At 72.5% G+C, this 14169-nt stretch carries 12 protein-coding genes and 1 tRNA gene; 4 read left to right on the plus strand and 9 right to left on the minus strand.

Going from position 1 to position 14169, the window contains the following annotated elements; genetic code table 11:
- Positions 1-18: 18 nt before the first annotated feature.
- A complete protein-coding gene (locus tag P5G59_RS03025; RefSeq protein ID WP_301215830.1) occupies positions 19-765 on the plus strand; it encodes a VIT1/CCC1 transporter family protein in 747 nt (248 codons plus the stop codon).
- Positions 766-783: 18 nt separating this feature from the next.
- Positions 784-1662: an AMP nucleosidase gene (locus tag P5G59_RS03030; protein WP_301215833.1), complete on the plus strand. Its 879-nt coding sequence runs from the start codon at positions 784-786 to the stop codon at positions 1660-1662.
- Between the two features lie 14 nt (positions 1663-1676).
- Here P5G59_RS03030 and P5G59_RS03035 read toward each other — a convergent pair whose 3' ends face one another.
- The 5 genes from P5G59_RS03035 to P5G59_RS03055 form a co-directional block, all read right to left on the minus strand.
- Entirely contained in the window at positions 1677-5081 is a 3405-nt protein-coding gene (locus P5G59_RS03035) for an error-prone DNA polymerase (RefSeq protein WP_301215836.1), read from the minus strand.
- Entirely contained in the window at positions 5081-6646 is a 1566-nt protein-coding gene (locus tag P5G59_RS03040) for a DNA polymerase Y family protein (protein WP_301215839.1), read from the minus strand. Before P5G59_RS03040 ends, P5G59_RS03035 begins: the two co-directional genes overlap by 1 nt.
- Positions 6647-7354: a hypothetical protein gene (locus tag P5G59_RS03045; protein WP_301215841.1), complete on the minus strand. Its 708-nt coding sequence runs from the start codon at positions 7352-7354 to the stop codon at positions 6647-6649. It lies immediately after the preceding gene.
- Between the two features lie 232 nt (positions 7355-7586).
- Positions 7587-8429: a DUF3097 domain-containing protein gene (locus P5G59_RS03050; protein WP_301216991.1), complete on the minus strand. Its 843-nt coding sequence runs from the start codon at positions 8427-8429 to the stop codon at positions 7587-7589.
- Positions 8430-8483: 54 nt separating this feature from the next.
- Entirely contained in the window at positions 8484-8774 is a 291-nt protein-coding gene (locus P5G59_RS03055) for a DUF6504 family protein (RefSeq protein WP_301215844.1), read from the minus strand.
- Positions 8775-8877: 103 nt separating this feature from the next.
- Between P5G59_RS03055 and P5G59_RS03060 the strand changes: the two genes are divergently transcribed.
- Positions 8878-9405: a DUF1707 SHOCT-like domain-containing protein gene (locus P5G59_RS03060; RefSeq protein ID WP_301215846.1), complete on the plus strand. Its 528-nt coding sequence runs from the start codon at positions 8878-8880 to the stop codon at positions 9403-9405.
- On the opposite strand, the gene P5G59_RS03065 is transcribed toward P5G59_RS03060, so the two are convergent.
- From P5G59_RS03065 to P5G59_RS03080, 4 genes are all read right to left on the minus strand, one after another.
- Positions 9402-10496: a VIT1/CCC1 transporter family protein gene (locus P5G59_RS03065; protein WP_301215847.1), complete on the minus strand. Its 1095-nt coding sequence runs from the start codon at positions 10494-10496 to the stop codon at positions 9402-9404. The genes P5G59_RS03060 and P5G59_RS03065 overlap by 4 nt on opposite strands.
- Positions 10493-11506 carry a helix-turn-helix transcriptional regulator gene (locus P5G59_RS03070; protein WP_301215850.1) on the minus strand — a complete coding sequence of 338 codons (1014 nt, stop codon included), beginning with the start codon at positions 11504-11506 and terminating at the stop codon, positions 10493-10495. Before P5G59_RS03070 ends, P5G59_RS03065 begins: the two co-directional genes overlap by 4 nt.
- A gap of 38 nt (positions 11507-11544) precedes the next feature.
- Positions 11545-12531 carry a cation diffusion facilitator family transporter gene (locus tag P5G59_RS03075; RefSeq protein WP_301215853.1) on the minus strand — a complete coding sequence of 329 codons (987 nt, stop codon included), beginning with the start codon at positions 12529-12531 and terminating at the stop codon, positions 11545-11547.
- A gap of 67 nt (positions 12532-12598) precedes the next feature.
- Positions 12599-12683: transfer RNA gene (locus P5G59_RS03080), tRNA-Leu, on the minus strand.
- Positions 12684-12815: 132 nt separating this feature from the next.
- On the opposite strand from P5G59_RS03080, the gene P5G59_RS03085 reads away from it, so the two are divergent.
- Positions 12816-14135 carry a M20/M25/M40 family metallo-hydrolase gene (locus P5G59_RS03085; RefSeq protein WP_301215855.1) on the plus strand — a complete coding sequence of 440 codons (1320 nt, stop codon included), beginning with the start codon at positions 12816-12818 and terminating at the stop codon, positions 14133-14135.
- Positions 14136-14169: the final 34 nt, after the last annotated feature.

Genomic DNA, 14169 nt, shown 5'->3' on the forward strand with positions numbered 1-14169 from the left:
ACTTCCTAGGCTGAGCGCATGAGTGAGACGAGTGGAGAGCCCGGGCGCGATCCCGGCGCCGCGCAGCATCCGGACGAACCGCACCGCGGCGGTCTGGCGCAGCGGCTGAACTGGCTTCGCGCCGGCGTGCTCGGCGCCAACGACGGCATCGTCTCGGTGGCTGCGGTCGTCGTCGGTGTCGCGGGGGCCACGCAGTCGATTCCGGCCATCGTCACGGCCGGTCTCGCCGCGCTGGTCGGTGGTGCGATCTCGATGGCGCTCGGCGAGTACGTCTCCGTCAGCAGTCAGCGGGACAGCGAGCGCGCGCTCATCGCGAAGGAGCGCCGGGAGCTGGCGGAGATGCCGGAGGAGGAGCTGGACGAGCTGACCGGCCTCTACCAGCAGCGCGGGCTGTCGCCGGCGACGGCGCGCCAGGTCGCGATCGAGCTGACCGAGCACGACGCCCTTGCGGCGCACCTGTCGGCCGAGCTCGGCATCGACCAGGACGACGTGGTGAGCCCGTGGCACGCCGCGCTGGCGTCGGCGGTCGCCTTCACCTGCGGCGCCGTGCTGCCGATGCTCACCATTCTGCTCCCGCCCGAGATCCGCATCCCGGTGACGTTCGTCGCCGTGCTGATCGCGCTCGCGATCACGGGCTATGTGGCCTCATGGATCGGCGGCAGCCCGCGCGGACGTGCGATGATCCGAGTGGTGATCGGCGGCGCCCTGGCGCTGGCGGCCACGTTCATCGTCGGTTCGCTGCTCGGGACGACGGTCGCCGGCTAGCGAGAGGGAGGCCGCCGGATGGTGGATGCGCAGAACACGGACGAGACGGCCGGTACGGTGACCCCGGGGGCGGCTTCTCCGACCGGCGGGGGTGCCGAGACCGTCGTCACCAAGGCGGGGCTGAAGGACAAGGCCGAGATCGTCCGCGACTGGCTGCCGCGGTACACCGGCACGCCGGTGGAGGAGTTCGGCGAGTACGTCCTGCTGACCAACTTCGGCGACTACGTGGAGCGGTTCGCCGAATGGTACGGCGCCGAGGTGCGGGGACTCGACCGGTCGATGCCGAATGCGACCGCGGACGGCATCACGATGGTGGACTTCGGGATGGGAAGCCCGAACGCGGCGACGGTCATGGACCTGCTCAGCGCCGTCTGCCCGAAAGCGGCGCTGTTCCTCGGCAAGTGCGGCGGGGTGAAGCAGAAGAGCCGGGTCGGCGATCTCGTGCTGCCCATCGCGGCCATCCGGGGTGAGGGCACCTCGAACGACTACCTTCCCCCGGAGGTTCCTGCGCTGCCCGCGTTCCAGCTGCAGCGGGCCGTGTCGTCGACGATCCGGGACTTCCAGCAGGACTACTGGACGGGCACGGTCTACACGACGAACCGCCGGGTATGGGAGCACGACGACACCTTCAAGCAGTATTTGAAGCGGACGCGGTGCATGGCGGTCGACATGGAGACGGCGACGGTGTTCGCGGCCGGGTTCGCGAACCGCATCCCGAGCGGTGCCCTGCTGCTGGTGTCGGACCAGCCGATGACGCCGGAGGGCGTGAAGACGGCGGAGAGCGACCGCGGTGTCACGCGCGACTTCGTCGAGCGGCACATCCGGATCGGGGTGGAGGCGCTGCGCCTGGTGCGCCGCAACGGTCGCAGCGTGCGCCACCTGCGCTTCGAGGAATAGCCAGGCGAGCGACGTCATCGGAAGTCCCGGGAGACGGTGCGGATGCCGGTGTCGAGCGCCTCGAGCTTGTCGGCGACGATGTTGACGACGCCCTCCTCGCTGCGTTCGAGGATGCCGCGCACGATCATCGCCGGCGCCTGCCGGGCCACCCGGCGGTAGCGGTTCCAGACGCCGACCGGGCACACGACGTTGACCATGCCGGTCTCGTCCTCGATGTTGAGGAACGTCACGCCCGCGGCGGTGGCGGGCCGCTGCCGGTGGGTCACGACGCCGCCCACCTCGATGCGGCGGCCCGACTCTCCTCCGGCGAGCCGGTCGGCCGGGTAGACGCCGCGCGCGGCGAGGGCCGGGCGCAGGAAGCGGATCGGATGGTCGTCGGTCGAGATGCCCGTCGACCAGAGGTCGCTGGCGAGCTGCTCGGCGGGGGAGAGCATCGGCAGGAGGGGCGGCTGGACCGTGATCGCGGTGCCCGCGAGGTACTCCGGGCGCTCCTGCGCGGCGTTGCCGGCCTCCCAGATCGCCTGCCGCCTGCTCAGGTCGAAGCCCTCGAACGCCCCCGCCGCGGCGAGCGCCTCCAGCTGGGCGGTGTTGAGGCCGGTCCGGCGTGCGAGGTCGCCGAGGTCGCGGTAGGGCCCGGACGCCTCACGCTCGGCGACGATGCGCTCCGCCAGCTTCTCGCCGATGGAGGTGACGCCGGCGAGCCCCAGCCGGACGGCGTGGCCGGCGTCGCGGCGGTGCGCGGCGAAGTCGAGGCCGACCGCCGGGTCGAACGGGTCGATCGGGGGCTGGTCGGTCTCGAGGCACGGGTCGGTGCCTGTGGGGCCCGGCCGGCGGTCGTCGAGCGGTTCGAGCAGCGGGAAGACGCCGGACCGCCGGATGTCGGGCCGGTGGACCACGACGCCGTGCCGGCGGGCGTCGGCGGTGAGCGTGCGGGGCGAGTAGAACCCCATCGGCTGGGCCCGCAGCAGCGCGGCGAGGAACGCGCCGGGGTAGTGCAGCTTCATCCAGGAGCTGACGTAGACCAGCAGGGCGAAGCTGATGGCGTGGCTCTCGGCGAACCCGAAGTTCGCGAACGCCTCGATCTTCTCGTAGATGGCGTCGGCGTCGTCCCCGGTGATGCCGTTGTGCGCCATCCCGTCGTACAGCTTGGCCTTGAGCGCCCCGATCTTCTCGACGCCGCGTTTTGAGCCCATGGCGCGGCGGAGGAGGTCGGCGTCCTCCGCCGTGCAGTCGCCGACCGCGACCGCCATCTGCATCAGCTGCTCCTGGAACAGCGGGACGCCCATCGTGCGCTCGAGCACGGGCACGAGCGACGGGTGCAGGTAGGTGACCGGCTCCTTGCCGAGCTTGCGGCGGATGTACGGGTGCACCGCGCCGCCCTGGATGGGGCCGGGCCGGATGAGCGCGATCTCGATCACGAGGTCGTAGAAGCTGCGCGGCTGCAGCCGGGGGAGCGTGCCGATCTGGGCGCGGCTCTCCACCTGGAACACGCCGATGGAGTCGGCACGGCAGAGCATGTCGTACACGCCCTGCTCTTCTTTCGGGATGCTGTCGAGCGTCCACCGCTCGCCGAGCGACGCCTCGATGGCGCGCATGGCGTAGTCGAGGGCGGACAGCATCCCGAGGCCCAGCAGGTCGAACTTCACGAGGCCCATCCAGGCGCAGTCGTCCTTGTCCCACTGGAGCACCGTGCGGCCCTCCATGCGGGCGTGCTCGATCGGGCAGACCTCGCCGACGGGCCGGTCGGTGAGCACCATGCCGCCCGAGTGGATGCCGAGGTGGCGGGGGAACTTCAGCACCTGCTGGGCGAGCCCGACCACGTCGCTCGGGATGTCGTGGTCGTCGCTGGTCTGGACGGCGCCCCACGAGTCGATCTGCTTGCTCCAGGCGTCCTGCTGCCCGGTGGAGTAGCCGAGCGCCTTGGCCATGTCGCGCACCGCGTTCTTCGGCCGGTAGGTGATGACGTTGGCGACCTGGGCCGCGTTGTGCCGGCCGTAGGTGCGGTAGACGTACTGGATGACCTCCTCGCGGCGGTCGGAGTCGAAGTCGACGTCGATGTCGGGCTCCTCTTCTCGCATGCTGGAGAGGAAGCGCTCGAACGGCAGGTCGTACTTGATGGAGTCGACCGCGGTGATGCCGAGCAGGTAGCAGACCGCCGAGTTGGCGGCCGAGCCCCGGCCCTGGCAGAGGATGCCCTGCCCGCGGGCGTACCGGACGATGTCATAGACGATGAGGAAGTAGCCAGGGAAGTCCTTCGCCTCGATCACGTCGAGCTCGCGTTCGATGCGCTCCCGCTTGTGCGGCGTGCGGTCGAGGTCGGGGTAGCGCTCGGCGGCGCCGCGCCAGGTGAGCTCGCGGAGCCAGCTCATCGGTGTCTGCCCTTCCGGCACCGGGAGCTTCGGGAGTCTCGGGCGCGCGCTGCGGAGACGGAAGGAGAGGTCGTCCGCCACCTCGACCGTGCGTTCGACCGCGCCGGGGTAGCGGGCGAACCGCCGTGCCATCTCGGCTCCGCTGCGCAGGTGGGCGGCGCCGGAGGCGGGCAGCCAGCCGTCGAGCTCGTCGAGGCTGCGTCGCGCACGCACCGCGGCGACCGCCGTGGCGAGCGGGTACTGGGCCGGGCTCGCGTAGTGGACGTTGTTGGTGGCGACCGTGGGCAGCCCCAGGCGGCCGGCGATGCGCGCGAGGATGTCGTTGTCGGTGGAGTCGCGCGGGCCGCCCTGGTCGATCAGCTCGACGAGGACGTTGTCGGCCCCGAACAGGTCGACCAGCCTGGCGACCTCGCGTTCCGCGGCGCGCTCTCCCCGCTCCGCGCCCTCTGCGCTGCGGGAGAGGGCGCGGCGGACCTCTCCCTTGCGGCAGCCGGTCAGCACCATCCACTGGCCGCCGGACTGCTCGGCGAGCTCGTCGAGCCGGTAGACCGGGCGCCCCTTCTCTTCCCCGGCGAGCTGGCCGGCCGTGATCGCCGACGCGAGCCGGTGGTAGCCCTCCTGGCGGCGGGCGAGCACCACGAGGTGGCTGCCCTCGGGGTCGGGCTCTCCGTTCTGCGGCTTGCTGAGCGACAGCGACAGCTCGGCGCCGAACACCGTCTCGACTCTGTCGTAGGCCTCCGCCGCCTCGGCAAGGTGGACGGCGCCGTAGAGGCCGTCGTGGTCGGTGAGCGCCAGAGCATGCAGACTGAGCCGGGTGGCCTCCTCCAGCAGCTCCTCCGGCGAGGAGGCGCCGTCGAGGAAGCTGAAGTTGCTGTGCGCGTGCAGCTCGGCGTACGGGACCACGCCCTCTGTGCTCTCGGGGATGGCCTGCGGAACGTACTTCTGCCGTTTGCGCGACGACGGCCGCTCGTCGGGCTGCTGCCCGGTGCGGCGGCCGGAGAGTCGCCGCTCGAACTCGGCCCACGGGATGGGCGGGTTGTTCCAGCCCATCAGTCGTACCGTGCTTCCGCGAACCAGCCGGAGCCGGCCAGGGCGAGCAGCCATGCCGTGCCGTCGGCGTCGACCAGCTGGAAGCGGTGCATCGCGCGGGACAGCGTGGCGTCCCACCACCGCTCGCGCACCGGCCACGGCCCCGCCCACGAGTCGACCGGCCGGGCGTCGGCCGCCACGCCCGTGGGGGAGAAGCGGGCGATCGGCGCGGTCACATCGCCCCGGTCGGTGACCTCGACCGTGGTGCCCTCCTCGGTGAGCACCGCGACGGGACGCGGCACCTCGAACACCGTCGACGGCGCGGGGGCGGGCAGCGAGCCGGGCCACGGCCGGTCGGCGCGCGCGACCCCCACCGGCCGGTCGCCCCACGGCACGAGCACCTGCCGTTCGGCGGGAGCCCGGCCTCCGCCGATCGTGGCCGTGACCACGGCCTCGTGCCCGAGCATGCTCTGCACGCGCGTGAGCCCGTGGTGGATGCGCTCGTCGGCCCCGCCGCCCCAGAGGCCGTCTTCGTGGTGGCCGATGTCGTCGACTGCCGCGGGCTCAAGCATCACCCGGGCGATCGGCGACGCCAGCCCGCTGTCGATGGACCCCGCGCCCTGCAACTGCCAGCGCACCCGGTCGACCACGTCGGGTGCGGAGAACAGCCGGGGGTGGAGCCAGGTGCGCTCGCTGACCCGGCCGGACTCGTCGGTCACCTCCACCCGCAGCGAGGTGCACACGAGGCCGGCCTTGGTGAGGCCGGCGACGAACTGCTCCGCGGTGCCTCGGACGGCGAAGGTCACCTGGTCGACGCGGTCGAGCGGCGGCTCGAACTCGATGGCGCGGTCGAGCTGCTTCGGCGGCGTGCGGGGGACGACCGCCGTGGCGTCGAGTCCGCTGGCGAGGGTGTACGCCAGCTCGCCCCGCTCGCCGAACCGCTCCCGCAGGTCGACGCGGGGGAGGGCGGCGAGGTCTCCGAGGGTGTGCAGCCCCAGCCGCCGGAGGAGCGGCGTCAACTCGGTGAGGCCGAGCTGGGAGACCGGCAGCGGAGCGAGGAAGGCGGGGGAGCCGCCCGAGGGGATGACCCGCACGCGGGCGGATCCGGTGGAGCGTGCCGCCTGCTCCGCGGCGAACGGGCCGTCGGCGACGCCCACCCGCGCCGCCGGCAGCTCCAGCCCCTCCAGGCAGCGCAGCAGCTCGGCCGCCGCCTCCTCTTCTCCGCCGTAGTACCGCGCCGGACCGCGCGCCCGCAGCACGCAGGTGCCCGGCCGCACCGGCTGGACCCCCGGCGTGATCTCCTCGATCGCGGCGAGCACGGGCTCGAACGCGCGTGCGTCGAGCACCGGGTCGTACGGCACCACCTCGAGCTGCGGGCAGCGCGACTGCGCCTCGCGCATCCGCAGCCCGCGCTTCACCCCGTCGGCCCTGGCCGCCGCGGAGCAGGCGAAGACGACCCCCTTCTCGACCAGCGCCACCGGCAGATCGTCCGACAGCTCGAGAGCCTGCCTGGCGGCCACGATCGGCCAGTCCGGGTACCACAGCACGATCGCGCGAGTGACGGCCTGCTGCACACTGCCCGCCATCTACACCACCGCCTCGAGCAGTGTCGGGCCGGAGGCGACGGAGCGCTCGGCGAGGAACCGCTCGTCTGGTGCGGGCAGCCACAGCTCGGCGGTGCGCCGGGGGCCGGAGCCGCCGCGCGGCACGGACTCCACGGTCACCCGGCGCGACGACAGGTAGCCGTTGCCCGTGCCCAGGCCGTCCCACCCGCTGCGGGCGACCGTGAGCGTCGCTTCGACCTGCGGCCAGTCGCCCGCGACGATCAGGGTCGTCTCGCGCTGCCGCAGGCGGGCGCTCAGCCGAGCGATGTCGCCGTCTCTGGCGCGGGAGGGCGGCGCCACCACGACCACGCTGAGCACGTCGACGACCGCCGCCGTCACCGTCAGCCAGTCGTCGCCGGGATGCGGCACCAGCACCAGCCGCTCCAGGTCGATGCCGAACCGCCCTGCGGCCTCCGCCCCGAAGTCGGGCATGCCGATCACGCCGCACCACGCCCCGGCGGCGCTCGGCCCGGCCAGCATGGCCATCAGCAGGGTCGTCGACCCCCGCACCGAATAGGCGCCCCCGGCCTTGAGCGCGCCGCCCGGCAGCAGCGGGGAGAGCGCGGGATGCGTCTGCAGTGTGCGGCTCTCGAGCTTGGTGGCCTGCATCTGCCGGATGCGGGTCTGCAGCTCATGCACCTGCGCCCGGTCGGCGACCGGTTCGCGGAGGTGGGGAGCTGCCGATGTCATGCTCCCATTTTCGAACATATGTTCGAACCGCGCAAATAGAAATCTGCGGGTTGTGGAGAACTCCCGGTCGTGCCACGACAGCGTACGCCGGGCCGCCGACACGGGCGACTGCGAGCCTCCCCGCCACACCAGCGCTCGAACGTTCGAATCTCCGTCTGGGCTGCCTAATGTCGGACATTCGAACGAGCCGCGACCGAAGCCCCGACCGAACGCGCCCCGGCAGGCGCCCCGGCTAGCGCCCCTGCGGCTCCGTGACGAAGTCGATCAGCTGCTCCACGCGGCCGAGCAGCTCGGGCTCCAGGTCGGAGTACGACCGCACCTGGCCGAGAATGCGCTTCCAGGCGCGCGCGATGTCGGCCTGCGTCTCGTGCGGGAGGCCGAGGGCGGCGCAGATGCCGTGCTTCCACGGGACCGATCGCGGGATGCGCGGCCACTCCGCGAGCCCGACCCGCGCCGGCTTCACCGCCTGCCAGATGTCGACGAACGGATGGCCGACCACGAGCACGTGCTCGCCGTACGGCCCGCGCGCGACCTGCTCCGCGATCCTGCTCTCCTTGGAGCCGGCGACCAGATGGTCGACGAGCACGCCGATGCGCCGGCCGCGGTCAGGCCGGAACTCCTTCACGATCGCGTCCAGGTCGTCGACGCCCTCCAGGTACTCCACGACGACGCCCTCGACGCGCAGGTCGTCGCCCCAGACCCGCTCGACCAACTCGGCGTCGTGGCGGCCCTCGACGAAGATGCGGCTCGCGCGGGCGACGCGCGCCTTCTGGTCGCCGACCGCGAACGAGCCGGAGGCGGTGCGGGTGCGGCCGTCCTGCGTGCGCCGCGGGACGACGAGCCGGACGGGCGACCCGTCGATGAGGAACGAGCCGGTCAGCGGGAAGACGCGCTTCTTGCCGAAGTAGTCCTCCAGCTCGACGGTCTGCGCCTCGAGCCGCGTGACCGCCCCGCAGAACCCGCTCGAGGCCTCCTCGACCACCAGGTCGCACACGGCCTCCACCTCGGGCACGGGCGTGCGGCCGGCGCTCCGCCAGTCGCCTGCGAGCACATCGGTTCCGTAGCGGTCGTCCATCACCCGATGGAGGCTATGCGACCGGACCGGGCCCCGCGCGGTGCCACGCTGGGTTCAGTCGAAGACGCGCACCAGCCGCCAGGTGCGGTCGAACGCGTCGTGGCGGACGTCGAACACGTGCGCGTCGCCGTCCTCGCTCGTGCCCTGGAACCGCCAGCCGCCGATCTCCCGCGGAAGACTGCCGACCGTGTAGCGATGCTCGCCGAACGGGCGCCACCACGCGCACACCTCCGCCCAGACCGTCGGGGTGTCCGACACGCGGTAGCGGGTGGATCGCCACACCAGCCGCGTAGGGACGCCGTCGTCGGTCGTCCACACGGCGACCGCCTCGTCGATCTCGGTCATGCTGCTCACCTCGCCTATCGAACATACGTTCGAACAGGAGTGTAACCCCCGGGCGCCGACATCGCACCCCCGGATGACGCCCGTCGCTGCCATACTGGCGTCTATGGCCGACACCACCGATCCGTCCGGCGCCTCGCTGCGCCTGAGCAACGACGAGAGGGAGCGCGCTGTGGCGGCGCTCCAGTCCCACGCCGCGCAGGGGCGGCTCACCGACGAGGAGCTGCAGGCGCGGTCCGCCGCCGCCCGGTCCGCGGTGACGCGCGGCGATCTGGCGCCGCTGTTCGCCGACCTGCCGGGCGGTCCGCAGCTCGATCCGCATCCCGGGGCCGCAGCCGGAGCCGGAGCCGGGCACCCCGGTCCGGCGGCCGCACCCGCGCCGGGCTACCCCGGCCCGCAGTACGCGCAGCCGGGCTACCCGCAGCAGCCGTACGACGGCCGTTCGGGATGGGGCGGCCGGGAGCCGTCGAGCCGGTGGGGCCTGCTCGCGGTGTCGATCATCCCGTTCGTTTCGCTCATCCTGTTCTTCATCACCGGGTACGCCTGGGGCTACCAGTACTCGTGGCTGTGGTTCCTGCTCATCCCGCTGGTCGGCGCGATCGCGTACGGCACCGACGGCGGCAGGAGGCGCTAGCCGACGGTCGCGCCGAAGAGCAGGCCGAGCACGTAGGTCGCCGCGGCGGCACCGTAGCCGATCAGCAGCTGCCGCACGGCGCGCTTGAGCGGCGACGCGCCCGAGAGCAGCCCGACGACGGCTCCGGTGCCGAGCAGCACGATCCCGACGAGCACGGCCGAGACGATGATCGCAGCCGTGCCGGTCATCCCGAACAGGAACGGGATGATCGGGATGAGCGCACCCGACGCGAAGAAGCAGAAGCTCGACAGCGCGGCGCTCCAGCCGGTGCCGATCGCCTCGTGCTCGTCCGCGGCCTCCGAAGGCGCGGCCGCGAGGGGGACGGGGGAGGTGACCGGCTGCAGGCTCGACAGCACCTCTCTGGCGTGCTCGGCGGCCTCCTCCGGCGCCATGCCGCGGGCGCGGTAGACGAGGGTGAGCTCGTTCGCGTCCACGTCGAGGTGGGGGAGGGCCGACCCGGTCGCCGGATTGGGTGTGGACGCCTCGAGCAGCTCGCGCTGCGACCGCACCGAGACGTACTCGCCCGCACCCATCGAGAGCGCGCCGGCGAGGAGGCCGGAGATGCCGGTCAGCAGCACGACATGGGTGGGGACACCGCTGGCGCTCACGCCGAGCACCAGCGCCAGGTTGCTGACGAGGCCGTCGTTCGCGCCGAAGACGGCGGCGCGGAAGGTGCCGGAGAGCCGCTGCCTGCCGCGGGCGGCGAGCGCGCGCACCACCTCCTCGTGCACCTGCTCGTCGGCCGCCATCTGCGGCGTCGCGTCCACATCGTCCGCATACGGGGAGCGCGCCTCGGCCCGCTGCGCGAGCGCGAGCACGAAGACGGAGCCGAAGCGCCGGGCGAGCCAGCCGAGCATCCGCGTGCGGAGGTCGCCGCGAAGCGGCTTTCCGGCCCGCTCGCCCAGAAGGGTGACCCAGTGCTGCTCGTGCCGGCGCTCGGCCTCGGCCAGTGCGAGGAGGATCTCGCGTTCCTCGCCCTGCCTCCGGCTGGCGAGGTCGCGGTAGACCGCGGCCTCGGCGCGTTCATCGGCGAGGTAGCGGCGCCACCGCCGGATGTCGGCGGGGCTCGGGGTGCGGGCGGCGGTCGTCATCCCTTCGATCCTAGGGCGTGGTCGTCGGGGCCGGCCGTGGCGGCCTCGATGCCCAGCGCGGCGGCGGAGCGGGTGAAGCGCTCGCCCCAGTCGGCCGCGGCGACGACGGCCTCCTCCGGCCCGACGATGCGGAACGGCCCGTCGACGGCCGCCAGCCCGAACAGCGCCCACTCCGCGCTGTCCGCGGTGATGCGCACGAAGCAGGTGCCGTCGCCCCGCTCCTCGACCGTGGCCCAGCGGCCCAGCACATCCAGGACGCGGTCGTGCGGCGCCTCGACGATCGCCTCGACGACCATCGGCTCCACCGCGGAGTGCAGCGACTCGCGGACGTACTCGGCGGCGTCCTCCGCCGGAAGGGTGCGCGGCCGGAAGCGCGTGCCGGTGGGACGCGGCTCGGCGATGCGGTCGAGGCGGAAGCTGCGCCAGTCGAACCGCGTCAGATCGTAGGCGACGAGGTACCAGCGGCGTTCGATCGAGACCAGGCGGTGGGGTTCGACCGTGCGCGTGGAGGCCTGGCCGTCGCGGGCGACGTAGGCGAAGTCGAGCCGCTCCTCGTCGCGGCAGGCCTGGGCCAGCACGGTCAGCACGCCCGCGTCGGCGGTCGGGCCCGGCCCGAAGGTCGTGGAGAGTGTCGTTGTGCGCAGCGCATCCACCCGTCGCCGGAGCTGCGGCGGCATCACCTGCACCACCTTGGCCAGCGCGCGGACGGAGGCCTCGTCGACCCCGGCGATGCCGCTCTGGGCCGCGGTGCGCAGCCCGACGGCGAGCGCCACCGCCTCGTCGTCGTCCACGACGAGGGGCGGGAGGGAGGCGCCGGCGGCCAGCTGGTACCCGCCTGCCACGCCCCGGGTGGCGTCGACCGGATAGCCCAGGTCGCGCAACCGCTCGACGTCGCGCCGGAGGGTACGCGGCGATACGCCGAGCCGCTCGGCGAGCTCCTGGCCCGGCCAGTAGCGGTGGGTCTGGAGGAGGGAGAGGAGCTGGAGCGCTCGGGAGCCGGTACTTGCCATGCATCCATTGTGCACAGCATGCGGTCGGAATCTGACCGCTATGGCCGCAATGCCTGTGCGGCCGACTCGGAGTCCTCGTCCGGCCGGGGCACGAGGGCTTCGGCGCCCGGACGGGAGAGGGTGAGGACGGCCTCCGTCACCCACTCCGAGCGCTCGAGTTCCGCCTCGACCGCCTGGAGGTCGGCGGCGACATCCGACTCCCGGTCGTCGCCGACCAAATCAACCGCGGCCACCAGGTAGAACCGTTCGGGGCCGACGTACTCGAGGTGCAGGTAGGTCACCTTCTCGACCTCGGGGTGCTGCAGCAGCGCGGTGAGCGCCGCCTGCCAGGCGCGGTCGGAGCCCTGCTTCCCGACCAGGAAGCTCCTGTTGCGCTCGATCAGGACGACCGCGACGATCGCCAGCAGCACGCCGACGAGGATGGAGCCGAGCGCGTCCCAGAACGGGTTGCCGGTCAGCTCGTGCAGCAGGAGGCCCAGGAAGGCGATGACGAGGCCGACGAGCGCGGCGGAGTCCTCGGCGAACACGGCCCGCAACGTCGGATTGGAGGTGCGCAGGACGTGCTCGAACGTGCCGGTGCCGGAGGTCGCGGCCTTGGCGTGCGCCTGCCGGTACGACTGGATGAACGAGATGCCCTCGAAGACGAAGGCGGCGGCGAGCACGAGGTAGCCGATCAGGTAGTCGGTGTCCTGCTCGTCCGAGCCGAGGGCCGAGACGCCGTGCATGATCGACACGACCGCGCCGGCCGTGAAGAGTCCGACCGCCGCGAACAGGCTCCACACGTAGGCGTCGCGGCCGTAGCCGCCGGGATGCGCGTCGTCGCGGGGGCGCGCGGCGGACCGCTCCGCTTGGAGGAGGAACACCTCGTTGCCGGCGTCGGCCCAGGAGTGCGCCGCCTCCGCCACGAGCGAGGCGGACCCGGTGATCGCGGCCGCGACGGTCTTCGCGATCGCCACCAGGATGTTGGCGCCGAAGGCGAGCAGCACGGTGAACAGGCTGGAGGAGGACCGCTTCTTGCCGGGCACAGCGACACCATAGTCCCGCAGAGGAACGGCGAAGGCCCCGGTCGATACGACCGGGGCCTTCGTGTTGTGTCCGAGGGGGGACTTGAACCCCCACGCCCTATACGGGCACTAGCACCTCAAGCTAGCGCGTCTGCCATTTCCGCCACCCGGACTCAGGTGTCGGCCGCCGAACCTCTCCGGCTGCCGAAGAAAGACATTAGCACGGTTTCCCACAGTGGGATGACTTGTCCACACACCCCGGGCGTGGCGGGACGACGGCCGGTCGCGGCAGGTAGCGTTGGGGGATGACCGACGAACGCCGCCCGCCCGAGCCCGCCCTCGACGAGACCGCCGTCATCGCCCGCGACCTGATCCGGTTCGACACCACGAACTACGGCAAGGGCCGGTCGAACGGCGAGGCGGAGGCCGCCGCGTATGTCGAGGCGAAGCTCGCCGAGCTCGGGCTGAAGCCGCAGGTGTTCGAGTCCGATCCCGGTCGCGCGAGCGTCGTGGCACGCGTCGAAGGCAGCGACCCGGACAAGCCCGCCCTCGTCGTCCACGGCCACCTCGACGTCGTGCCGGCCGACCCCCGCAACTGGACGGTCGATCCGTTCGGCGGCGAGATCAAAGACGGCCTGCTCTGGGGCCGTGGCGCCGTCGACATGAAGAACATGGATGCGATGATCCTGACCGCGGTCGGCGACATCCTCCGGGCGGGGGAGCGGCCGGCGAGAGACCTCGTCGTCGCGTTCTTCGCCGACGAGGAGGACGGCGGGCGGCGCGGGTCGCACTTCCTGGTCGACACGCAGCCGAAGCTCTTCGCAGGCGCCACCGAGGCGATCAGCGAGGTCGGCGGCTACTCCATCGATCTGGCCGGCCGCCGTGCGTACCTGCTGCAGACGGGGGAGAAGTCCCTGGTCTGGATCAAGCTCATCGCCCGAGGCCGCGCGGCCCACGGCTCCCGCCTGATCCGTGAGAACGCGATCACCCGCCTCGCCGAGGCCGTTGTCGCGCTCGGGCGTGAGGAGTGGCCCGTCCAGCTCACCGCGACGACCGAGCGCCTGATCGCCGAGCTCGGCCGCCTGCTCGACGTCGACCCGGAGCGCGTCGGGCCGGACGAGGTGGTCCTCCGCACGGGCACCGCCGCCGGCTTCATCCTGGCGACACTGCGCGCGACCACCAACCCGACGCTGCTCGAGGCCGGGTACAAGCACAACGTCATCCCCGACACGGCCGAGGCGCTCATCGACATCCGTACCCTGCCGGGCGAGGAGGACGCCGTGCTCGCCCGCGTGCGGGAGCTCATCGGCGACGACGTCGAGATCCAGGTGATGCACCGCGACATCGGGCTCGAGGCGGAGTTCGGCGGCGGCCTGGTGGAGGCGATCACCGGCACCCTCGAGCGTCACGACCCCGGCGCGCCCGTGCTGCCGTACCTCCTCTCGGGCGGCACCGACAACAAGGCGCTGAGCCGGCTCGGCATCACGGGCTACGGGTTCGCGCCGCTGCGGCTGCCTGCCGAGCTCGACTTCCCCGGCATGTTCCACGGGGTGGACGAGCGGGTTCCGCTCGACGCGCTAGTGTTCGGGAGGACCGTGCTCCGCGACCTGCTGCGCGTGTACTGAGCGCGCGCCCTGCCCACCTCACCACCGGGATCAC

The sequence above is a fragment of the Leifsonia virtsii genome, assembly GCF_030433675.1.
GTDB lineage: Bacteria > Actinomycetota > Actinomycetes > Actinomycetales > Microbacteriaceae > Leifsonia > Leifsonia virtsii.

What these genes read in the sequence shown, in the direction of transcription:
- P5G59_RS03025 (WP_301215830.1), top strand. Translation starts at nt 19, where the DNA reads ATGAGTGAGACGAGTGGAGAGCCCGGGCGCGATCCCGGCGCCGCGCAG.
- P5G59_RS03030 (WP_301215833.1), top strand. Translation starts at nt 784, where the DNA reads ATGGTGGATGCGCAGAACACGGACGAGACGGCCGGTACGGTGACCCCG.
- P5G59_RS03035 (WP_301215836.1), bottom strand. Translation starts at nt 5,081, where the DNA reads ATGGGCTGGAACAACCCGCCCATCCCGTGGGCCGAGTTCGAGCGGCGA.
- P5G59_RS03040 (WP_301215839.1), bottom strand. Translation starts at nt 6,646, where the DNA reads ATGGCGGGCAGTGTGCAGCAGGCCGTCACTCGCGCGATCGTGCTGTGG.
- P5G59_RS03045 (WP_301215841.1), bottom strand. Translation starts at nt 7,354, where the DNA reads ATGACATCGGCAGCTCCCCACCTCCGCGAACCGGTCGCCGACCGGGCG.
- P5G59_RS03050 (WP_301216991.1), bottom strand. Translation starts at nt 8,429, where the DNA reads ATGGACGACCGCTACGGAACCGATGTGCTCGCAGGCGACTGGCGGAGC.
- P5G59_RS03055 (WP_301215844.1), bottom strand. Translation starts at nt 8,774, where the DNA reads ATGACCGAGATCGACGAGGCGGTCGCCGTGTGGACGACCGACGACGGC.
- P5G59_RS03060 (WP_301215846.1), top strand. Translation starts at nt 8,878, where the DNA reads ATGGCCGACACCACCGATCCGTCCGGCGCCTCGCTGCGCCTGAGCAAC.
- P5G59_RS03065 (WP_301215847.1), bottom strand. Translation starts at nt 10,496, where the DNA reads ATGACGACCGCCGCCCGCACCCCGAGCCCCGCCGACATCCGGCGGTGG.
- P5G59_RS03070 (WP_301215850.1), bottom strand. Translation starts at nt 11,506, where the DNA reads ATGGCAAGTACCGGCTCCCGAGCGCTCCAGCTCCTCTCCCTCCTCCAG.
- P5G59_RS03085 (WP_301215855.1), top strand. Translation starts at nt 12,816, where the DNA reads ATGACCGACGAACGCCGCCCGCCCGAGCCCGCCCTCGACGAGACCGCC.